The 19,846-nt window shown below is 51.7% G+C and carries 18 protein-coding genes and 1 pseudogene; 12 read left to right on the top strand and 7 right to left on the bottom strand.

What is annotated here, in order from left to right:
- Positions 1 to 100 precede the first annotated feature (100 nt).
- The 4 genes from parC (at position 101) to GF617_RS01860 (ending at position 7,046) form a co-directional block, all read left to right on the top strand.
- Positions 101 to 2,359 carry a DNA topoisomerase IV subunit A gene (gene parC, locus GF617_RS01875; RefSeq protein WP_203450938.1) on the top strand — a complete coding sequence of 753 codons (2,259 nt, stop codon included), beginning with the start codon at positions 101 to 103 and terminating at the stop codon, positions 2,357 to 2,359.
- Between the two features lie 164 nt (positions 2,360 to 2,523).
- Positions 2,524 to 3,261 (top strand): 1-acylglycerol-3-phosphate O-acyltransferase, encoded by a 738-nt coding sequence (gene plsC, locus GF617_RS01870; RefSeq protein WP_181620811.1) that lies wholly within the window; start codon positions 2,524 to 2,526, stop codon positions 3,259 to 3,261.
- Between the two features lie 58 nt (positions 3,262 to 3,319).
- On the top strand, positions 3,320 to 4,732 hold the full coding sequence (gene ftsP, locus GF617_RS01865; protein WP_181620810.1) for a cell division protein FtsP: 1,413 nt from the start codon (positions 3,320 to 3,322) through the stop codon (positions 4,730 to 4,732).
- A 142-nt stretch (positions 4,733 to 4,874) separates the two neighbouring features.
- Positions 4,875 to 7,046, top strand: a complete 2,172-nt coding sequence (locus tag GF617_RS01860; RefSeq protein ID WP_239006296.1) for a YgiQ family radical SAM protein — start codon at positions 4,875 to 4,877, stop codon at positions 7,044 to 7,046.
- A gap of 31 nt (positions 7,047 to 7,077) precedes the next feature.
- Here GF617_RS01860 and dkgA read toward each other — a convergent pair whose 3' ends face one another.
- The gene (dkgA, locus tag GF617_RS01855; protein WP_181620809.1) at positions 7,078 to 7,905 is read right to left on the bottom strand and encodes a 2,5-didehydrogluconate reductase DkgA; all 828 of its coding nucleotides are present in this window, start codon (positions 7,903 to 7,905) and stop codon (positions 7,078 to 7,080) included.
- A gap of 106 nt (positions 7,906 to 8,011) precedes the next feature.
- Entirely contained in the window at positions 8,012 to 9,175 is a 1,164-nt protein-coding gene (yqhD, locus tag GF617_RS01850) for an alcohol dehydrogenase (RefSeq protein WP_203450937.1), read from the bottom strand.
- Positions 9,176 to 9,368: 193 nt separating this feature from the next.
- Here yqhD and GF617_RS01845 point away from each other — a divergent pair, with 193 nt between their 5' ends.
- Complete coding sequence (locus GF617_RS01845; protein ID WP_181623834.1) at positions 9,369 to 10,268, top strand: AraC family transcriptional regulator; 900 nt, start codon at positions 9,369 to 9,371, stop codon at positions 10,266 to 10,268.
- A gap of 48 nt (positions 10,269 to 10,316) precedes the next feature.
- Here GF617_RS01845 and yghB read toward each other — a convergent pair whose 3' ends face one another.
- Together yghB and metC are read right to left on the bottom strand one after the other, a co-directional pair.
- Entirely contained in the window at positions 10,317 to 10,976 is a 660-nt protein-coding gene (gene yghB / locus GF617_RS01840) for a DedA family general envelope maintenance protein YghB (RefSeq protein WP_181620807.1), read from the bottom strand.
- A 143-nt stretch (positions 10,977 to 11,119) separates the two neighbouring features.
- Positions 11,120 to 12,307: a cystathionine beta-lyase gene (gene metC, locus GF617_RS01835; protein ID WP_181620806.1), complete on the bottom strand. Its 1,188-nt coding sequence runs from the start codon at positions 12,305 to 12,307 to the stop codon at positions 11,120 to 11,122.
- Between the two features lie 251 nt (positions 12,308 to 12,558).
- Between metC and exbB the strand changes: the two genes are divergently transcribed.
- The 3 genes from exbB (at position 12,559) to GF617_RS01820 (ending at position 15,452) form a co-directional block, all read left to right on the top strand.
- Positions 12,559 to 13,290 (top strand): tol-pal system-associated acyl-CoA thioesterase, encoded by a 732-nt coding sequence (exbB, locus tag GF617_RS01830; protein WP_181620805.1) that lies wholly within the window; start codon positions 12,559 to 12,561, stop codon positions 13,288 to 13,290.
- Positions 13,291 to 13,294: 4 nt separating this feature from the next.
- The gene (exbD, locus tag GF617_RS01825) at positions 13,295 to 13,720 is read left to right on the top strand and encodes a TonB system transport protein ExbD (protein ID WP_181620804.1); all 426 of its coding nucleotides are present in this window, start codon (positions 13,295 to 13,297) and stop codon (positions 13,718 to 13,720) included.
- Between the two features lie 280 nt (positions 13,721 to 14,000).
- Positions 14,001 to 15,452, top strand: coding sequence for a methyl-accepting chemotaxis protein (locus GF617_RS01820; RefSeq protein WP_203450936.1), 1,452 nt, complete (start codon positions 14,001 to 14,003; stop codon positions 15,450 to 15,452).
- Here GF617_RS01820 and GF617_RS01815 read toward each other — a convergent pair.
- Together GF617_RS01815 and GF617_RS01810 are read right to left on the bottom strand one after the other, a co-directional pair.
- Complete coding sequence (locus GF617_RS01815) at positions 15,449 to 15,883, bottom strand: cytoplasmic protein (RefSeq protein WP_181620802.1); 435 nt, start codon at positions 15,881 to 15,883, stop codon at positions 15,449 to 15,451. The two genes, GF617_RS01820 and GF617_RS01815, sit on opposite strands and share 4 nt — an antisense overlap.
- Before the next feature lies 1 nt (position 15,884).
- Entirely contained in the window at positions 15,885 to 16,289 is a 405-nt protein-coding gene (locus GF617_RS01810) for a hypothetical protein (protein WP_181620801.1), read from the bottom strand.
- A 102-nt stretch (positions 16,290 to 16,391) separates the two neighbouring features.
- Between GF617_RS01810 and GF617_RS01805 the strand changes: the two genes are divergently transcribed.
- Both GF617_RS01805 and GF617_RS01800 read left to right on the top strand, forming a co-directional pair.
- Entirely contained in the window at positions 16,392 to 16,895 is a 504-nt protein-coding gene (locus GF617_RS01805; RefSeq protein WP_181620800.1) for an ESA_00282 family adhesion-associated protein, read from the top strand.
- Positions 16,896 to 16,976: 81 nt separating this feature from the next.
- Entirely contained in the window at positions 16,977 to 17,465 is a 489-nt protein-coding gene (locus GF617_RS01800; RefSeq protein WP_181620799.1) for a TIGR00645 family protein, read from the top strand.
- A 64-nt stretch (positions 17,466 to 17,529) separates the two neighbouring features.
- Here the strand turns inward: GF617_RS01800 and GF617_RS01795 are convergent, their stop codons facing one another.
- Positions 17,530 to 18,570 (bottom strand): aldo/keto reductase, encoded by a 1,041-nt coding sequence (locus tag GF617_RS01795; protein ID WP_181620798.1) that lies wholly within the window; start codon positions 18,568 to 18,570, stop codon positions 17,530 to 17,532.
- A gap of 82 nt (positions 18,571 to 18,652) precedes the next feature.
- Between GF617_RS01795 and yghX the strand changes: the two genes are divergently transcribed.
- Both yghX and GF617_RS27020 read left to right on the top strand, forming a co-directional pair.
- Positions 18,653 to 19,540, top strand: a complete 888-nt coding sequence (gene yghX, locus GF617_RS01790; RefSeq protein WP_181620797.1) for a YghX family hydrolase — start codon at positions 18,653 to 18,655, stop codon at positions 19,538 to 19,540.
- A gap of 113 nt (positions 19,541 to 19,653) precedes the next feature.
- Positions 19,654 to 19,770 (top strand): annotated as a pseudogene (locus GF617_RS27020) (hypothetical protein); the annotation flags it as partial.
- Positions 19,771 to 19,846 lie beyond the last annotated feature (76 nt).

Here is a 19,846-nt window from a genome sequence, read left to right as displayed (position 1 = left end):
TGCGGCCTTTTTTCTTTGTGACTCAACTCGTCAGATAAGGTAGTATCTGCGGCAATATTGCCTGAAACCCACAGGTTTCTGAGTTGAGGAATCACATTTAATGAGCGATATGGCAGAGCGCCTCGCGCTACATGAATTCACGGAAAATGCCTACCTGAACTACTCCATGTACGTCATCATGGACAGGGCATTGCCGTTTATCGGTGATGGCCTGAAACCCGTTCAGCGCCGCATCGTCTATGCAATGTCTGAGCTGGGGCTGAGCGCCAGCGCCAAGTTCAAAAAATCCGCCCGTACCGTTGGTGACGTGCTTGGTAAATACCATCCGCACGGCGACAGCGCCTGCTATGAAGCCATGGTGCTGATGGCGCAGCCGTTCTCTTACCGCTATCCGCTGGTCGATGGTCAGGGGAACTGGGGGGCGCCGGATGATCCGAAGTCCTTCGCCGCCATGCGTTATACCGAATCCCGCCTGTCTAAATATGCCGAAGTGCTGCTGGGTGAGCTGGGCCAGGGGACGGTTGACTGGGTTCCGAATTTTGACGGAACGATGCAGGAGCCGAAAATGCTGCCTGCGCGTCTGCCGAACATCCTCCTGAACGGTACAACCGGTATTGCCGTGGGGATGGCGACAGATATTCCTCCGCATAACCTGCGTGAAGTGGCAAAAGCCGCTATCACATTGATTGAACAGCCGAAAACTACACTCGATGACGTGCTGGATATCGTGCAGGGGCCAGACTATCCGACCGAGGCCGAAATCATCACCTCACGGGCAGAAATCCGCAAAATTTACCAGAATGGCCGCGGGTCCGTGCGTATGCGTGCGGTGTGGAATAAAGAAGATGGCGCTGTGGTGATCACTGCGCTGCCACACCAGGTATCTGGCGCCAAAGTGCTGGAGCAAATTGCGGCTCAGATGCGCAATAAAAAGCTGCCGATGGTTGACGATCTTCGTGACGAATCGGATCACGAAAACCCGACGCGTCTGGTGATTGTGCCGCGTTCGAATCGCGTGGATATGGATCAGGTGATGAATCACCTGTTCGCGACGACCGATCTGGAAAAAAGCTACCGCATCAACCTGAACATGATTGGTCTGGATGGCCGCCCGGCGGTGAAAAACCTGCTTGAGATCCTGACCGAATGGCTGACCTTCCGTCGTGATACGGTGCGTCGTCGTCTGAATTATCGTCTGGAGAAAGTGCTCAAGCGCCTGCATATCCTTGAAGGTTTGCTGGTCGCGTTTCTCAATATCGATGAAGTCATTGAAATTATTCGTTCTGAGGACGAGCCGAAACCTGCGCTGATGTCGCGCTTTGGTATCAGCGAAACTCAGGCCGAAGCGATCCTTGAGCTGAAACTGCGTCATCTCGCCAAACTGGAAGAGATGAAAATTCGTGGTGAGCAGAACGAGCTGGAAAAAGAGCGCGATCAACTGCAGGCGATTCTGGCGTCCGAGCGCAAGATGAACAACCTGCTGAAGAAAGAACTGCAGGCTGATTCGGATGCTTTTGGCGATGACCGTCGTTCTCCGCTGCACGAGCGTGAAGAAGCGAAGGCGATGAACGAGCATGACATGCAGCCTTCAGAGCCTGTCACCATTGTGCTGTCTCAGAGTGGCTGGGTGCGTAGCGCCAAAGGTCACGACATTGACGCGCCAGGGCTTAGTTATAAAGCCGGGGATAGCTTCAAATCAGCCGTGAAAGGCAAGAGTAACCAGCCTGTGGCGTTTATCGATACCACCGGGCGCAGCTATGCCATCGATCCGATCACACTGCCTTCTGCTCGTGGGCAAGGCGAGCCGCTGACCGGCAAGCTGACGCTGCCACCGGGTGCAACGGTTGAACATATGCTGATGGAAGCCGATGAGCAGAAACTGCTGATGGCGTCCGATGCGGGCTATGGCTTTATCTGTACCTTTAACGACCTCGTTGCGCGCAACCGCGCCGGTAAAGCGCTAATCAGCCTGCCGGATAACGCACACGTCATGCCGCCGCTGGTCATCGAAGATGAAAGCGATATGCTGCTGGCCATTACTGCCGCAGGGCGCATGCTGATGTTCCCGGTGAGCGATCTGCCGCAATTGTCGAAAGGCAAAGGCAACAAGATCATCAACATCCCGTCGGCGGAAGCGGCAAAAGGCGAAGATGGCCTGGCGCATCTCTTCATTCTGCCGCCGCAGAGCACGCTGACGATCCATGTCGGCAAACGTAAAATCAAACTTCGTCCGGAAGAGTTACAGAAGGTTGTCGGTGAGCGTGGTCGCCGTGGTTCGCTGATGCGTGGCCTCCAGCGTATCGACCGTGTGGAGATTGATGCACCGGGTTGCAGCAAAGCGGGTGACAGCGAAGAGTAACCTGTTGCCATCCCCCTCCGTTCAGGAGGGGGAATTCCTTTAAAATTTCCAGTAAAAACGTTGTTAATTCGTGCGTTGCGATTAACAATACGCGCTCGTAATAAAGTCCTTACCTGGCCACAGGTGAAGTATAATTGTCAGCTGTTGGGGCTTCAGAGGTCGCTATGCTATTCATTGTTCGTTTAATTCTCACTGTTATCTACTGCATTCTGGTCTGTGTATTCGGCTGTATCTATTGCCTGTTCAGTCCGCGTAATCCTAAGCATGTTGCTACCTTTGGTCACATGTTTGGCCGTCTTGCACCCCTGTTTGGTCTGAAGGTTGAAAAACGATTACCTGAAGGTGCAGAGCATTTTGGCAATGCTATTTTTATCGCCAACCATCAGAACAACTACGATATGGTGACTGCCGCTAACATCGTTCTGCCGCCGACCGTTACCGTGGGTAAAAAAAGCCTGCTATGGGTTCCGTTTTTCGGTCTGCTCTATTGGCTTACCGGCAACTTGCTGATCGATCGTAATAACCGGGCTAAAGCGCACGGTACGATTGCCGAAGTAGTTAATCACTTTAAAAAACGCAGGATCTCAATCTGGATGTTCCCGGAAGGAACGCGTAGCCGTGGCAGAGGTTTGCTGCCGTTTAAAACTGGCGCGTTTCATGCTGCAATTGCGGCTGGCGTACCGATTATTCCTGTGTGCGTTTCCAATACTTCGAATAAGATTAATCTTAACCGCCTGAAAAACGGACTGGTGATTGTCGAAATGTTGCCACCGGTCGATACCAGCAAATACGGTAAAGATCAGGTACGTGAACTCGCGACGCATTGCCGTGAGCTGATGGCTCGCCATATTGAAATGCTCGACAAAGAAGTCGCAGAGAGAGAAGCCTCCGGCAAGCTTTAAGCCGGAGTTAAAGGGAAAACGAATTCCCGCGTTGTTAGTCGTTTCACATGGAGCACATATGTCACTCAGTCGGCGTCAGTTTATTCAGGCATCAGGGATCGCCCTTTGCGCGGGTGCGATTCCGCTGACTGCCAACGCCGCCGGGCAGCAACTGCCGCTGCCTATCCCCCCGCTACTGGAATCACGTCGCGGACAGCCGCTGTTCCTGACGTTACAGAGAACTCACTGGTCGTTCACTCAGGGGACGCGTGCATCGGTCTGGGGGGTTAATGGCCGCTATCTTGGACCAACTATCCGGGTCTGGAGCGGTGATGACGTTAAGCTGATTTACAGCAACCGTACGGCTGAAAATGTCGCGATGACCGTCAGCGGTTTACAGGTTCCAGGACCACTGATTGGTGGTGCGGCACGTATGATGTCCCCCAATGCAGATTGGGCTCCAGTGTTGCCAATCCGTCAGAGTGCGGCCACCTTGTGGTATCACGCCAATACGCCTAACCGCACTGCGCAGCAGGTTTATAACGGCCTGGCCGGCATGTGGCTGGTGGAAGATGAGGTGAGTAAATCCCTGCCCATTCCGAATCACTATGGGGTGGATGATTTCCCTGTCATTATCCAGGACAAACGTCTGGATAATTTCGGTACGCCGGAATACAGCGAACCGGGCAGCGGTGGATTTGTCGGGGATACACTGTTGGTCAATGGTGTGCAAAGTCCGTATGTCGAAGTCTCTCGTGGATGGGTGCGCTTACGTCTGTTGAATGCTTCAAACTCACGTCGCTATCAGCTACAAATGAGCGATGGTCGACCACTGCACGTGATCTCGGGCGACCAGGGTTTTTTACCGGCTCCCGTTTCTTTGAAACAACTGGCGTTATCGCCGGGTGAACGTCGTGAAATTCTGGTTGATATGACCAACGGTGACGAAGTATCGGTGACCTGTGGTGAAGCGGCGAGCATTGTCGACCGCATTCGCGGTTTCTTTGAACCTTCAAGCATACTGGTCTCAACGCTGGTATTGACGCTGCGCCCAACGGGCCTGTTGCCGCTGGTGACAGATAGCCTGCCTATGCGTTTGTTGCCACAGGAGATCATGAGCGGTGCACCTGTGCGCAGCCGGGATATCAGTCTGGGGGACGACCCGGGGATTAACGGTGCGCTGTGGGATGTTAATCGCATTGATATCACCGCACAGCAAGGGACCTGGGAACGCTGGACTGTGCGTTCAGATATGCCACAGTCATTCCATATCGAAGGGGTCAGTTTCCTGATCCGTAACGTCAACGGGGCGATGCCGTTCCCGGAAGACAGGGGCTGGAAAGATACCGTTTGGGTGGACGGGCAGGTTGAGCTGCTCGTTTATTATGGCCAACCTTCATGGCCACACTTCCCTTTCTTGTTCCATAGCCAGACACTGGAAATGGCGGATCGTGGCTCTGTGGGGCAGTTGCTGGTGAATCCCGCGCCGTAAATTTTCCCCCTTATTCCCGGCTCTCTCCCCCATGGGGAGGGTTAGGGTGAGGGGATAACAGCCCGCATAATACCCCTTCATTTCCCATGTTGTTCCGGCGTATAATCCCGGCCCTTTTGTTTATTTTTTCTTCGGAAGCATTATGAGCGCAATATCCTTGATCCAGCCGGATCGAGACCTCTTCTCCTGGCCGCAGTACTGGGCTGCCTGTTTTGGACCGGCCCCATTCCTGCCGATGTCCCGTGAAGAGATGGACCAACTGGGCTGGGACAGCTGCGATATTATTCTGGTAACTGGTGATGCCTACGTTGACCATCCGAGCTTTGGTATGGCGATTTGCGGCCGTATGCTTGAAGCTCAGGGTTTCCGCGTGGGGATCATCTCTCAGCCAGACTGGAACAGCAAAGATGCGTTCATGACGCTCGGCAAACCGAACCTGTTCTTTGGCGTGACCGCGGGCAACATGGACTCCATGATTAACCGCTACACCGCCGACCGCAAATTGCGTCACGACGATGCCTATACCGCGGATAACGTCGCGGGCAAGCGTCCCGATCGTGCCACTTTGGTTTACACCCAGCGATGCAAAGAAGCATGGAAAGACGTGCCGGTCATCCTGGGGGGGATTGAAGCGAGCCTGCGCCGTACCGCGCATTACGATTACTGGTCTGATACTGTCCGTCGTTCGGTGCTGGTGGATTCCAAGGCCGATATGTTGATTTTCGGCAACGGCGAGCGCCCGCTGGTGGAAGTCGCCCATCGCCTGTCGCAGGGTGAGCCAGTCGGGAACATCCGCGACGTACGCAACACGGCAATCATGGTCAAAGAAGCACTACCGGGCTGGAGTGGGGTGGATTCCCGCATCATTGATATGCCGGGTAAAATCGACCCGATCCCCCATCCGTATGGCGACGATCTGCCGTGTGCGGATAACAAACCTGTCGAACCGAAAAAGGCCGAAGCGAAAGCCGTTATCGTTCAACCTCCGCGTCCAAAACCGTGGGAAAAAACCTACGTGTTGCTGCCCTCCTTCGAGAAAGTGAAAAGCGATAAAGTGCTGTATGCTCATGCGTCACGCATTCTGCATCATGAAACCAATCCTGGTTGTGCGCGTGCGTTGATGCAAAAACACGGCGAGCGTTATATCTGGGTTAACCCGCCTGCGATCCCGCTATCGACCGAAGAAATGGACAGCGTGTTCGCGCTGCCGTACAAGCGTGTGCCGCATCCCGCGTATGGTAATAGCCGTATTCCGGCGTATGAGATGATCCGTTTTTCGATCAACATCATGCGCGGTTGTTTTGGTGGCTGTTCGTTCTGTTCTATTACCGAGCACGAAGGGCGCATCATTCAGAGCCGATCTGAAGATTCGATCGTTAACGAGATCGAAGCCATTCGCGACACCGTTCCAGGCTTTACCGGCATTATCTCCGATCTGGGTGGGCCAACGGCCAACATGTACATGCTGCGCTGTAAATCACCGCGCGCTGAGCAAACCTGCCGCCGTCTGTCGTGCGTTTATCCTGATATTTGCCAGCATATGGACACCAACCACGAGCCGACGATCAACCTTTATCGTCGTGCGCGCGATCTGAAAGGTATCAAGAAGATCCTGATTGCCTCCGGTGTGCGTTACGACATCGCCGTGGAAGATCCGCGTTATATCAAAGAGCTGGCGACGCATCACGTCGGTGGTTATCTGAAGATTGCGCCGGAACACACCGAAGAAGGCCCATTGTCGAAGATGATGAAGCCTGGCATGGGCAGTTACGATCGCTTTAAAGAATTGTTCGATACCTACTCTAAACAGGCCGGTAAAGAGCAGTATCTGATCCCATACTTCATCTCCGCGCATCCCGGTACGCGTGATGAGGATATGGTGAACCTGGCGCTGTGGCTGAAACAGCGTCGCTTTCGTCTGGACCAGGTGCAAAACTTCTATCCGTCGCCGCTCGCAAACTCCACGACCATGTATTACACAGGTAAAAACCCGCTCAGTAAGATTGGCTATAAGAGTGAAGATGTGGTGGTTCCAAGAGGTGACAAGCAGCGTCGTTTGCACAAAGCGCTGTTGCGTTACCATGATCCGGCAAACTGGCCGCTGATTCGTCTGGCGCTGGAAGACATGGGTAAAAAACACCTGATTGGTTCACGTCGTGACTGTCTTGTCCCTGCTCCAACGCTGGATGAGATGCGCGAAGCTCGTCGCCAGAACCGCAATACGCGTCCGGCACTGACCAAACATACGCCGATTGTGCACCAGCGTTCGAATGGGTCTGCAAGTGCGAAGAAACCTGTCAAACGCAAAGCGTAAATAAAAAACCCCGGCGAGCCGGGGTTTTTGTTTATCCGCCAAACTGATCCGGGTCAGGCCCTAATCGCTTGCCCTGATCCAGTTTCGCAATCTCGCCAAGCTCATCTTTATCGAGACGGAAATCCCAGACGTCGAAGTTCTCGGCAATGCGCGCAGGTGTGACTGATTTCGGAATTACCACAAGGCCGCTGTCCAGATGCCAGCGAATGACAATTTGCGCCGGTGTCTTACCGTACTTATCCGCAAGTTCACGAATGATTTGCTGATCGAAAACCCCTTCACCGCCTTGTGCCAGCGGGCTCCATGACTCGGTCTGGATCTTATGTGTGGCATTCCAGGCATGAAGCTGGCGTTGCTGCATCAGCGGGTGCAATTCAATCTGGTTAATCACCGGGGCGACACCTGTTTCGTCAATCAGGCGCTGCAGATGATGAACCTGGAAATTACAGACACCGATGCTTTTTACCAGCCCGGTTTTTTGCAGCTCAATCATCCCTTCCCAGGCTTCAATGTAATGATCGATTGCCGGAACGGGCCAGTGCATGAGATAGAGATCAACGAAATCAAGCTGAAGCTTATCCAGACTTTCCTGTAACGCTTCGCGCGGACGTTTCTGATCGTCATTCCATAGCTTGGTGGTGATGAAAAGCTCATCGCGGGGGATATCAGCAGAGGCAAGTGCTTTGCCTACGCCGTCTTCATTTTTGTATGCGGCGGCGGTATCGATGGAGCGATAACCGACTTCCAGTGCTTTATGAATGGCGGATACGACCTCGTCGTTACCGGCTTTCCATACACCGAGCCCCAACTGGGGCATCACATTGCCGTCCTGAAGCTTGATTACGGTTTGGTTTGCCATTTTTCCTCCTTCAAGTGCTCATCCATCGGGGGCGAACCCCCGATGGCATGTGTGCATTAAGTCTGGACGAAATGCCAAAAAACGAAAGGCAGGAGTGTAAAAACGCTTATCGTGCCGCTTCGTAGATACGACGGCTCACGTCCAGCGTGATGTCGCCGTGTTCGCCCAACTGGGTCATACCGTGCTCTTCCAGTTTGGCCAACAGCGCAGGAATGGAGCTGCCATCCAGACCATAACCTGACAGGCGAGTCGGAACGCCAAGCCCTTCAAAGAAGTTACGTGTTGCTTCGATAGCGGCATCAATACGTGCATCGTCAGAACCTTCGGTGATGTTCCAGACGCGTTCAGCATATTGCAGCAGTTTGGCGCGTTTGGTGTCACGTTTTTCGTTCCACAATGCAGGCAGAACTACCGCCAGCGTTTGCGCGTGATCCAGACCATGCATCGCGGTCAGTTCGTGGCCCAGCATATGGGTTGCCCAGTCCTGGGGTACACCTGCACCAATCAGGCCGTTCAGTGCCTGTGTTGCCGCCCACATCACGTTGGCACGTACATCGTAGTTTTCAGGTTCTTTCAGCGCTTTCGGACCATCTTCGACCAGGGTCAGCAGAATGCCTTCCGCGAAACGATCCTGAATTTTACCGTTAACCGGGTAAGTCACGTACTGCTCAACGGTGTGAACAAAGGCATCAACAACACCGTTTGCAACCTGGCGTGGAGGCAGGGTGTAGGTGTAAACCGGGTCCAGGATCGCGAAGACTGGCTGGACGTGATCGTTCATAAAGGCCTGTTTGTCGCCCGTCGTTTTACGAGAGATCACCGCGCCTTTGTTGGATTCGGAACCGGTGGCTGGCAGGGTCAGTACGGAACCCATTGGGATCGCGCTTTTAATGTCGCTACCGCGGGTTTCCAGGATATGCCATGGGTCAACACCATCAGCGTAGTGTGCTGCTGCAGCGATAAATTTTGTCCCGTCGAGCACAGAGCCGCCGCCAACAGCCAGCAGGAAGGTGATCTTCTCTTCACGGGCAATGTTGACTGCATTCATCAACGTTTCGTAAGACGGGTTTGGCTCGATGCCGCCAAACTCACGCACATCCAGACCTTCCAGAGCGCTGTAGACCTGATCCAGTACGCCGGTTTTTTTCACGCTGCCGCCGCCGTAAGTGATCAGCACGCGGGCATCTGCGGGGATTTGATCGCGCAGATCAGAGATTGCACCTTTACCAAACAAAATGCGGGTTGGGGTGTGGAGATTAAAGTTGTTCATTGCTCGTTCCCTTATGTGGGTGAAAAATCGTGGCCAGCCGGGGCTGCCTGATGGTGCTCATTGTGGCGATTGAACGCCATCCTCTCAATGCACATTCCTGCCAATGTCTTGCCCATTTCTACAGAGGACTGGAGAAAAAACGAAAACCTGCGCACACTGTAAACGTCAGAAACCGTACCTGGAGTCAGTGAAGATGAACCGTGAAGAGATTTGCCTGCAGCTCACAGAACAAATTAATAGATTGAAAAATAAAGAAAACAACCTCAGTGAGTTATTGCCTGATGTTCGTCTGCTGTACGGCACTCAGCCAGGCACACGTACGCCGGTGATGTACCAGCCTGGCATCGTTTTTCTCTTCTCTGGCCATAAAATTGGCTATATCAATGACCGTGTCTTTCGCTACGACACCAATGAGTATCTGCTTCTGACAGTACCTTTACCTTTTGAATGCGAAACTTTCGCGACAGAAGCGGTTCCCCTGGCGGGTATTCGGTTAAACGTTGATATTCTCCAGTTACAGGAACTGTTGATGGAAATTGGTGAGGACGAACTGTTCCAGCCCTCGATGGCCGCAAGCGGTATTAACTCCGCGACGTTATCCGATGAGATCCTCTGCGCCATTGAGCGCCTGTTGGATGTCATGGACAGGCCGCTGGATGCCCGTATTCTGGGTAAGCAGATTATCCGTGAAATTCTCTTCCATGTACTGCTGGGGCCGGGTGGTGGCGCGCTGTTGGCGCTGGTTAGCCGTCAGACACACTTCAGTCTGATAAGTCGTGTGCTCAAACGCATTGAAAGCCAGTACACGGAAAACCTCAGTGTGGATCAACTGGCTTCTGAGGCGAACATGAGCGTATCGGCGTTCCATCATAATTTTAAGTCAGTCACCAGCACATCGCCGCTGCAATATCTCAAAACATACCGGTTGCATAAGGCGCGCATGTTGATGGTCCATGACGGGATGAAAGCCAGTGCTGCTGCCATGCGGGTGGGTTACGAAAGCGCTTCGCAATTTAGCCGGGAGTTTAAGCGCTACTTTGGCGTGACGCCGGGGGAAGATGCAACAAGGATCAGAGCGATGCAGGGGGCTTAAGAACGTGATCCCCTCTCCTGGTGGGAGAGGGGATAGAAAGGGGAGTTATCAGGCGCTGCAATATTTCTTTTTGATCACTACGGCGATGGTTCCAACCAGTCCGGCAACCAACAAGAACATCGGCAGGATCATCAGGAAGGTCATGACCTGATCTTCATGATGCTTCACAAACGGGATCATGTTCAACGCGTAACCCAATGACGTCACCACGGTGACCCACAGCAGGGCACTCAGCCAGTTGAAGAACTGGAAGCGACGATTAGACAGCCCGGAAATACCGGCCATTGTTGGCAGAAGGGTTCGAATAAATGCCAGAAAACGGCCCGCCAGCAACGCAAGCAAACCATGTCTGTCAAACATGCAGGTGGCGCGTTGATGGTATTTATGAGGGAGCTGCGCCAACCAGCTTTTCACCAGGCGAGTATTGCCGAGCCAGCGGCCCTGCAAATAGCTCAACCAGCAGCCAAGGCTGGCGGCAGACGTGAGGATCAGCATCGTTGGAGTGAAGTCCATTACCCCTTTCCCGATGAGCGCTCCCGCGAGCAAAAGCAGGCTGTCGCCGGGTAAAAATGAGGCTGGCAGTAGTCCATTTTCCAGAAACAGGGTTGCGAACATCACGAAATAGACAATCCCCACGACATGTGGGTCTGCCAGCGCGGCAAAATCGTGTTGCCAGAGCGCTGTGATAATATCTTGAATAACAGCCATGGACTTTCCTGTGGAACAGCAGATATGCAGCTATTGTACTCCCAATTTCGCCCGTCTGGTTTGATCGCGGGCGCATCTCGTGCAGACTTTTCTGCATGCGGTGTTCACAAATGAATCCAGGGAGTACATTTTCAGCCTGCACTCTACACGATACGTTCAAATCCTGCCGCTAAATCCGCAATCAGATCGTCAACATTTTCTAAACCAATATGCAGACGGATCAGGGTTCCTGTGAAGTCCACTTCGCCGCCTGGACGGAGCGCCGCAATTTGCTCTGGCTGATTAGGTAAAATCAGTGATTCGAAACCGCCCCAGGAGTAAGCCATGCTGAAGAGCGTAAAGTTATCCAGATAGCTTGCGAGTTCTTCATTGCTGAGGCGTTTTTTCAGAACAAACGAGAACAACCCGCTACTGCCTGTAAAGTCGCGTTGCCAGAACTCATGGCCTTTGCTGCCTGGCAGCGCAGGGTGATTGACGCGTTCAACCTGAGGGTGCTCGGCTAACCACTCAGCAACGCTCAGACTGCTTTCATGATGCTGGCGCAGGCGCACGCCGAGCGTACGGATACCGCGGCTGGTCATATAGGCCGTATCGGCATCGACCATTTGTCCCATCAGATAGGCATTCTCACGCAGTTGATCCCAGCAGCGAGCGTTGGAAACCGCAGTGCCAATCATGCCATCGGAGTGGCCAATCAGGTACTTTGTTGCCGCCTGAATGGAGATATCGATATCAAATTCCAGCGCCTTAAACAGCACGCCTGCCGCCCAGGTGTTGTCGATCATGATAATGGCTTCTGGCGCTTTGCTGCGCACAGCTTTCACGATCGCGGGGACGTCGTGAACTTCCATGGTGATAGAGCCAGGCGATTCCAGGAACACAATGCGCGTGTTTGGCTGAATAAGGTCTGCGATACCTTCGCCGATCAGCGGATCAAACCAGCCGGTGGTGACGCCGAGCTTGCTGAGGATTTTGGTGCAGAAATCCTGGCTTGGTTCATAGGCCGTGTTGGTCATCAGAATGTGATCACCCTGTTCCACAAAAGCCAGAATGGTATTGGCAACGGCCGCTGCACCGCAGGGGAACAGCGCGCAGCCCACACCGCCTTCCAGTTCACACATCGCTTCTTGCAGCGAAAAATGGGTCAGCGTGCCGCGACGGCCGTAAAACAGACCGCCTTTGGCGCGGTTACGCGTGGCGATTTTTTTGTCTTCAACGGTATCAAACACCAGCGAAGAGGCGCGCTGGATCACGCTATTAACCGAGCCCTGCGTATATTTTTTACTGCGCCCAGCCTGCACAAGCGTGGTATCAAGATGCTTTTTTGTCATGTTTGCCAACCCTGTTTTTATACGTCTGGACGTCCAGACTACCACGATTGTAAAAATGTGCACTTGGATGCTTATCGAATAAGCAGAAAATATTATGAAAAATACGCATAAGAAATTTTTACTGCGTAAGCGCAAGGAAAGTGAGCGGAATTTACGGCAGTATGTAAATACTAATGAGAACTACTATCAATTCGACGTCGTTTTGATATTATTACGCTCAGATTTTGTGATTTGCGTCCTGGAGATACAGAGTGGGTAATAATTTGATGCAGACGGATCTCTCCGTCTGGGGCATGTATCAGCATGCTGACATCGTGGTTAAGATTGTGATGATCGGCCTGATTCTGGCGTCCGTGATCACCTGGGCTATTTTCTTCAGCAAGAGCGTAGAGCTTATTTCTCAGAAGCGTCGCCTTAAGCGCGAGCAGCAGCAACTGGCAGAAGCCCGCTCTCTGGATCAGGCGTCTGACTTCACGTCATCCTTCCACGCGAAAAGCCTTACAACCCTTTTAGTGAACGAAGCGCAGAACGAGCTGGAGCTCTCTGCAGGCAGTGAAGATAACGAAGGTATTAAAGAGCGTACCGGTTTCCGTCTGGAGCGTCGTGTTGCGGCTGTAGGCCGTCATATGGGACGCGGTAACGGTTATCTGGCGACTATCGGGGCGATCTCTCCGTTTGTCGGCTTGTTTGGTACGGTCTGGGGCATTATGAACAGCTTTATCGGTATTGCTCAGACTCAAACCACCAACCTCGCGGTGGTTGCGCCAGGTATCGCTGAAGCGTTGCTGGCAACGGCGATTGGCCTGGTTGCAGCAATTCCTGCGGTAGTTATCTACAACATCTTCGCGCGTATGATCGGCAGCTATAAAGCCACTCTCGGTGACGTTGCTGCGCAGGTTCTGCTGCTGCAAAGCCGTGATCTGGATCTGAATGCCAGTTCTGTTAAACCCGTGCATTCTGCGTCCAAACTGCGTGTAGGCTGATTCTATGGCAATGCGTCTTAATGAAAATCTGGACGATAACGGTGAAATGCATGAAATCAACGTGACGCCGTTTATCGATGTCATGCTGGTTCTGCTGATTATCTTCATGGTCGCCGCGCCTCTGGCGACAGTTGACGTGAAGGTCAATCTGCCTGCGTCATCCAGTCAGCCGCAGCCGCGTCCGGAAAAACCAATCTACTTGTCAGTGAAAGCCGATAAGTCCATGTTCCTGGGGAACGATCCGGTAACAGATGAATCGGTTATTCCGGCTCTGGACACGCTGACGGGCGGTAAGAAAGACACAACCGTCTTCTTCCGGGCGGATAAAACCGTCGATTATGAAACCATGATGAGGGTAATGGACACGCTGCATCAGGCGGGCTACCTGAAGATTGGTCTGGTTGGCGAAGAGAAAGCGACCGCAAAATAACGAAGAAAAGCTGGCGAAAGCCAGCTTTTTTGTTTGTCATCCGTCACCGTATCCACTCTATTACCCGCATTAAGCCCCCTCTCATTACAGTTATTTCCCTACGGTAGAAAAAATAAATAATCCATTGATAGTTAAGCTGATATTAAATTAATTTCATCCCGAAAGAATATATCTTCTGCAGGAATGGCATCGCGGAATATACCCACTACGCTTAAGCCAGATAATAATAATATTCCTTCTTCTGAAGGGCGTATTTCACCTGCACAGCATGAGAAACTCTATGGCGATGATGACATGGCTGCACCCGCATGCACCTCAACACGAACTCATCTCTCTGGCTGCAATACGACAGCGTGCTGACCGGTTAATGCTGGTACTGATAGGGGGCATGTGGGGTGTTTCACTGGGGATCGGTTACATGAATGACGGTGTGTCACTGGCCTTAAGTATGGGCACTCTCTTACTTGTTCTTTCGCTGGCGCTAGCCCTGCTATTTCCAGGTACATTGCTGTTACGTCTGAGTTTTGCCGTGATACTGATGGCCTGGTCTGCACTGATCATTCAGTTGGGTAATGGCGACAGCGAGTACCATTTTTCGGTGTTTGTGTTTCTCTCGGCCCTCCAGGCCTGGCGCGACTGGCGTCCGTTACTGATGGGGGCGGCTGCGATTGCCGTTCATCATCTGGTGTTTAATTACCTGCAAGAGTATGGCCTGTTTGGTGTGGTGATCTTTATGCACGCCGGGTTTCATATGGTGGTTTTTCACGGGTTATTTGTGGTGGTGCAAACGGCGATTCTGATCTTGCTTGCGGTTCGTATGGCGCAAGATGCACGCTCCGCCAGTGAAGTTGCAAAGCTTGCGGGCATTATTAATCGGGAACCTGGTTTTCTGACACTCGCCGCCGATATGCCCCCCACGCATTCTTCATTTGCCCGGACTTTCAGCCTGACGTTAGGCACGATGCGCAATACCCTGGAGCAGGTCAGCACAAACATCGGTCAGTTACTGGAAGCATCCAGGTCGTTGCGCCAGCGCAATCGGGCTCTCTCAGAGCGAACCGATCACCAGGCGACGTCGCTGGCGACGGCAGCCAGTGCGATGGAGCATCTCAATATGGTTGCCACGCAGACCAGCGACAAGGCGGCTCAGGTCAGAGAAATGGCATTAAGCGTGAGTGAGGTTGCAGAGCAGGGCGGTGAGAATGTTCGTCAGGCGATTCGTGCCATGGAGCAGATCCACGAGGAGTCACGACGTATTTACGACATTCTGGAGCTGATCGATGGAATTACGTTTCAGACTAATATTCTGTCTCTGAATGCCTCTGTCGAGGCGGCGCGTGCCGGAGAGCATGGCAAAGGGTTTGCCGTGGTTGCATCTGAGGTTCGCATACTGGCACAGCGTAGCGAAGGGGCGGCAAAAGAGATTCGTCATCTCCTCACCACTTCAGAGCACACTACTCAGCACGGTGTGGAGCAGGTTGAGCAGGCCGGTCTGACGATGAAATCCATTATTGAGAATGTCGAAGGGTTGCGTTCATTGCTGGAAGAACTTTCGTTAATGAGTGAACAGCAGCGGGCAAGTATTACGCAGATGAATGGCAGTATCGCCAGTATTGACGCCAGTGTGCAGGAGAATGTGCGGCATGTCGCGCAAACATTGCAGGTTGCTGAAGAGCAACAGCAGCAGACAGGGCAGTTGAAAGAGGCAATAGCCGTGTTTCGATTTAATTAGCCTTGTGGGTTGGTTTTGGATTCACTGACCTCTTCATCCAGTGCGACGAAGGTGACATTAGAGGTGTGATACTCGCCCTCTGATAATTTACGGGTCAGTCGCAGGGTCGCGGTTTCTCTGGCCAGCAGGTATTGATAATTTGTTTCCAGGCGTCCCAGCAGCTTTTCTTTTAGATCAGGACGTTGTTCCATAATGGCATTAATCACTGCGCCATAAATCTCTTCTTTCACCTGTAAAGCATAAATTTCACGGCGATTCTGCCATTTCAGGCGTACCAGTGTGGCTGGTATCGATACCAGGTCTTGCGTAATACGGGTCATCTCGACATTTTTAGCGTTTTTCAACGCGTCGAGATTTTGCTTTAAGATAAACTCGTCACTTTTTTTGTCATCTAAAGTTAAATAAACGTTGTTATCTTCAACTTCCTTCACGTTAATCTTCCCCTAGGTTATAAAATATAGGGTTATTTTTTTCACGAGTAATAAGATTAAGCCAAATTTCATTACCCGCTTCATTTATTTCTTTAGTTTTTTCAGCCATTATTTGACTTAGTGTCTGGGCATCTATTTCACCTTCAGCCTGCAGATCCTCAAGAAGGTGAACAAAGGCTTCAATTTTTACAACACGGAATAAACGGTCTTTTATATGACGATCATGTTCTTCCAGCAACATATTACGGGATTTCCCCGTTCGGGAAACACCAATTAATATGTCGGACTCAAAATCGGAGAGTTTTCTTTTCCCCTGAGTGAAATTAGCCTCTTTTTCTGCTTCCGCCGACTGCTGTGCCACAGGCGCAATGTGGTACTTAGCCGGGACGAGATTGTCGGGCAGCATTTTAATTTCCTTTAATTTCAACAGGGTGGGGTTGGTAAAGGCGTGAGATTCGTTGACAATAACATGAGGCAATTTTAAAATCAAAAAAAATGGAGCCTACCCATGAACAGCATTTTTTTTACGGTCGTCACATTACTATTACTGACCGCTGGTGTTCTTTTATTGATGCATGAGTTCAATAAAACGAAAGTGTCGAAAGACGCCAGTGAACCTCTACAACCAGAACCTATGACTAAAGAGGAAGGGGAAGATCATTTTTCCGTTTTGATGAACTCGGTGACGCCCGTATGGTACTGGAGGGTGAATCACGAATATATCGACTTCCTTCACGCCACTATTAAGCGGATGAAGATGTCAGAAATTAATGACACGCCGGGGTTGTTTGAAGCTCAGCGTCGTTGCAGCGACCTGAATTCAGCAGTCTATAAATATTATGACAATATCAAAAAGCGCTGCCTTAACGGTGAGAAGGTGTCGTATTCTGATTTAGACGTATTAAACTTACGTCAATGTTTTCGCGAGTTTAGTCTGGAGGCGTATCCGGAACTGGTTGTGCTGGTGTGGCCAGAGTACGCGCGCCCAGAAATTAACCCTGATGACGTGTAGGTGTTTTGTTGGTTAGTTGTTGCAAACTGTTATCGCCGTTGAGATATACTGGGCGCTGGTTTCGTTTGCTGACAGGACTCTATGGAACGCTTTTTCGAAAACGCAATGTATGCCTCTCGTTGGATCTTGGCACCCGTTTATTTTGGCCTCTCACTGGCTCTGGTCGCGCTGACCATTAAGTTTTTCCAGGAAATTTTTCACGTCTTGCCCAACATTTTCTCTGTTGCCGAATCGGATCTGATTTTGGTGCTGCTGTCGCTGGTGGATATGACGCTGGTTGGTGGGTTACTGGTGATGGTGATGTTCTCCGGTTATGAGAACTTTGTTTCCCAGTTGGATATCGCCGAGCACAAAGAGAAGCTGAGCTGGCTGGGTAAAATGGATGCCACGTCGCTGAAGAACAAAGTTGCGGCATCCATTGTGGCAATTTCTTCCATTCATCTGTTACGCGTGTTTATGGATGCGAAGAATATCCCGGATAACAAACTGATGTGGTACGTGATTATCCACCTGACGTTTGTACTGTCGGCGTTTGTGATGGGGTATCTGGATAAGATCAGTAAGAAGTAATTTGCCCTCGCCCCTCAACCTAACCTCTCCCCAGTGAGGAGAGGGCGGGTGAGGGGAATATCACCTATTTATCCGACGACGCCTGCCACAAATTCAATTCTCCATCCGCGACATGCTGGTCAATTCTCATCAGCTCATCATCGGTGAAACGCAGGTTATTCAATGCCTGAACGTTCTCTTCCAGTTGTTCAGGACGGCTCGCGCCAATCAGCACTGACGTGACCCGCTCATCTTTCAGCAACCAGCTAAGTGCCATTTGCGCCATTGTCTGGTCGCGCGCATGTGCCATCTCATTGAGTAAGTGCAAGCTGTTCAGGTTGGCTTCAGTCAGCATTTTCTCTGTCAGACCACGTACCTTTTTGCCTTCGCGCTGCATCCGGGAACCATCAGGAATACCGTTCAGGTATTTCCCTGTCAGCAACCCCTGCGCCAGCGGCGTAAAGGCGATACAGCCAGTGCCGTTGGCCTCCAGCGTATCCAGTAACCCACTCTTATCCACCCAACGGTTCAGCAAGTTGTAGGATGGCTGATGAATAAGCAGCGGGATTTTCCACTCACGCAACAGGTCAGCCATTTTCTGAGTGCGTTCTGTCGAGTAGGACGAGATCCCCACGTACAATGCTTTGCCGCTTTGTACCGCTTGCGCCAGCGCAGAGGCAGTCTCTTCCATCGGCGTATTCTCATCCACGCGATGGGAATAGAAGATGTCGACATATTCCACACCCAGACGTTTCAGGCTCTGGTCGAGGCTGGCAAGCAGATATTTGCGTGATCCGCCAGACCCATAGGGCCCCGGCCACATGTCGTAACCTGCTTTGGTCGAAATCACCAGTTCATCGCGGTAGGCGGCGAAATCTTCACGCAGCAGACGGCCAAAATTCTCCTCGGCACTGCCCGCTGGTGGGCCATAGTTATTGGCGAGATCGAAATGGGTCATGCCCAGATCGAAGGCTTTGCGCAGCAATATGCGCTGGGAGTCGAGTGCCTGAACATGACCAAAACTGTGCCACAAGCCCAGTGACAGAGCGGGCAAGCGCAAACCACTTTTTCCACAGTATCGGTACTGCATGTTCTCATAGCGGCCGGAGTAGGGGTTCCAGGACATGATGTCTCCTTTCTTGTCGATGAATTTTCGAAACAGCGTTTTCATTCTATGCTTATCAAAACACAATTCATGGAGATAAGCGATGACACGCCTGACCGCCAAAGATTTTCCGCAAGAATTGCTTGATTACTATGATTATTACGCCCACGGCAAAATCACCAAACGTGAATTTCTCAACCTGGCGGCGCGGTATGCAGTCGGCGGGGTCACGGCACTGGCGCTGTTCAATATGCTTAAGCCTGACTATGCCCTGGCGGAGCAGGTGAAATTCACCGATCCGGATATTTTGCCGGAGTACATACATTACCCATCACCCGAGGGTCATGGCGAAGTCCGGGGTTATCTGGTGAAACCAGCCAAAGCCACAGGTAAAGTTCCTGCCGTGGTTGTGGTACACGAAAACCGTGGGCTGAATCCCTATATCGAAGATGTGGCGCGTCGAGTGGCCAAAGCCGGTTACATCGCGCTTGCGCCAGACGGTTTAAGCTCGGTTGGGGGTTATCCGGGAAACGATGAGGAGGGGAAAGCGTTACAGCAGAAGGTTGACCCGACAAAGCTGATGAATGATTTTTTCGCGGCGATTACGTTTATGCAAACGCATCCGAATGCGACCGGTAAGGTCGGGATCACCGGTTTTTGCTATGGCGGTGGTGTGGCTAACGCTTCAGCGGTGGCGTACCCGGAACTGGCGTGTGCCGTTCCCTTTTATGGCAGACAACCTCCGGCGGCAGACGTACCCAGAATTAAGGCTCCCATATTGCTGCACTACGCTGAGCTCGATAAAAATATTAACGATGGCTGGGCTACCTATGAAGCAGCTCTTAAATTGAACAATAAGGTTTACGAGGCGTATATCTATCCTGGTGTAAACCACGGATTTCACAACGATTCTACGCCAAGATACGATGAGGCCGCAGCAGGCCTGGCCTGGCAGCGAACGTTAAGCTGGTTTGAAAAATACCTGAGTTGATCGTTTTCCGTAATCAAAAAGAATCACAAAAGGTTATATTTTCCACAGCGCCTGCCGATAACGAGGGTAAGACTCGTCTCTGGACGTGTCTCCCTAACGGCAAGGAACACACTATGCAAATGCTTCGTAATTTTACGATTCGGTTCGTCATGTTGACGATTTTGGGTCTCTTTTGTTTGATGTGGGCAGGTGTAGGACTCTACAGCACCTGGTCACTTTCCAGGGTTACATGAATCGCCACAGATAATCTAGACACTTCCGAGCCGCTGATAATATTGTTTTTCGTATTCAGTTGGTGGCATATGA

The sequence above is a fragment of the Lelliottia sp. RWM.1 genome (assembly GCF_016859735.1).
Taxonomy (GTDB): Bacteria; Pseudomonadota; Gammaproteobacteria; order Enterobacterales; family Enterobacteriaceae; genus Enterobacter.
The sequence above is the reverse complement of the archived record's forward strand: the minus strand, read 5'-3'. Positions and strand labels throughout refer to the sequence as shown.

What these genes read in the sequence shown, in the direction of transcription:
- parC (WP_203450938.1), top strand. Translation starts at nt 101, where the DNA reads ATGAGCGATATGGCAGAGCGCCTCGCGCTACATGAATTCACGGAAAAT.
- plsC (WP_181620811.1), top strand. Translation starts at nt 2,524, where the DNA reads ATGCTATTCATTGTTCGTTTAATTCTCACTGTTATCTACTGCATTCTG.
- ftsP (WP_181620810.1), top strand. Translation starts at nt 3,320, where the DNA reads ATGTCACTCAGTCGGCGTCAGTTTATTCAGGCATCAGGGATCGCCCTT.
- GF617_RS01860 (WP_239006296.1), top strand. Translation starts at nt 4,875, where the DNA reads ATGAGCGCAATATCCTTGATCCAGCCGGATCGAGACCTCTTCTCCTGG.
- dkgA (WP_181620809.1), bottom strand. Translation starts at nt 7,905, where the DNA reads ATGGCAAACCAAACCGTAATCAAGCTTCAGGACGGCAATGTGATGCCC.
- yqhD (WP_203450937.1), bottom strand. Translation starts at nt 9,175, where the DNA reads ATGAACAACTTTAATCTCCACACCCCAACCCGCATTTTGTTTGGTAAA.
- GF617_RS01845 (WP_181623834.1), top strand. Translation starts at nt 9,369, where the DNA reads ATGAACCGTGAAGAGATTTGCCTGCAGCTCACAGAACAAATTAATAGA.
- yghB (WP_181620807.1), bottom strand. Translation starts at nt 10,976, where the DNA reads ATGGCTGTTATTCAAGATATTATCACAGCGCTCTGGCAACACGATTTT.
- metC (WP_181620806.1), bottom strand. Translation starts at nt 12,307, where the DNA reads ATGACAAAAAAGCATCTTGATACCACGCTTGTGCAGGCTGGGCGCAGT.
- exbD (WP_181620804.1), top strand. Translation starts at nt 13,295, where the DNA reads ATGGCAATGCGTCTTAATGAAAATCTGGACGATAACGGTGAAATGCAT.
- GF617_RS01820 (WP_203450936.1), top strand. Translation starts at nt 14,001, where the DNA reads ATGGCGATGATGACATGGCTGCACCCGCATGCACCTCAACACGAACTC.
- GF617_RS01810 (WP_181620801.1), bottom strand. Translation starts at nt 16,289, where the DNA reads ATGCTGCCCGACAATCTCGTCCCGGCTAAGTACCACATTGCGCCTGTG.
- GF617_RS01805 (WP_181620800.1), top strand. Translation starts at nt 16,392, where the DNA reads ATGAACAGCATTTTTTTTACGGTCGTCACATTACTATTACTGACCGCT.
- GF617_RS01800 (WP_181620799.1), top strand. Translation starts at nt 16,977, where the DNA reads ATGGAACGCTTTTTCGAAAACGCAATGTATGCCTCTCGTTGGATCTTG.
- GF617_RS01795 (WP_181620798.1), bottom strand. Translation starts at nt 18,570, where the DNA reads ATGTCCTGGAACCCCTACTCCGGCCGCTATGAGAACATGCAGTACCGA.
- yghX (WP_181620797.1), top strand. Translation starts at nt 18,653, where the DNA reads ATGACACGCCTGACCGCCAAAGATTTTCCGCAAGAATTGCTTGATTAC.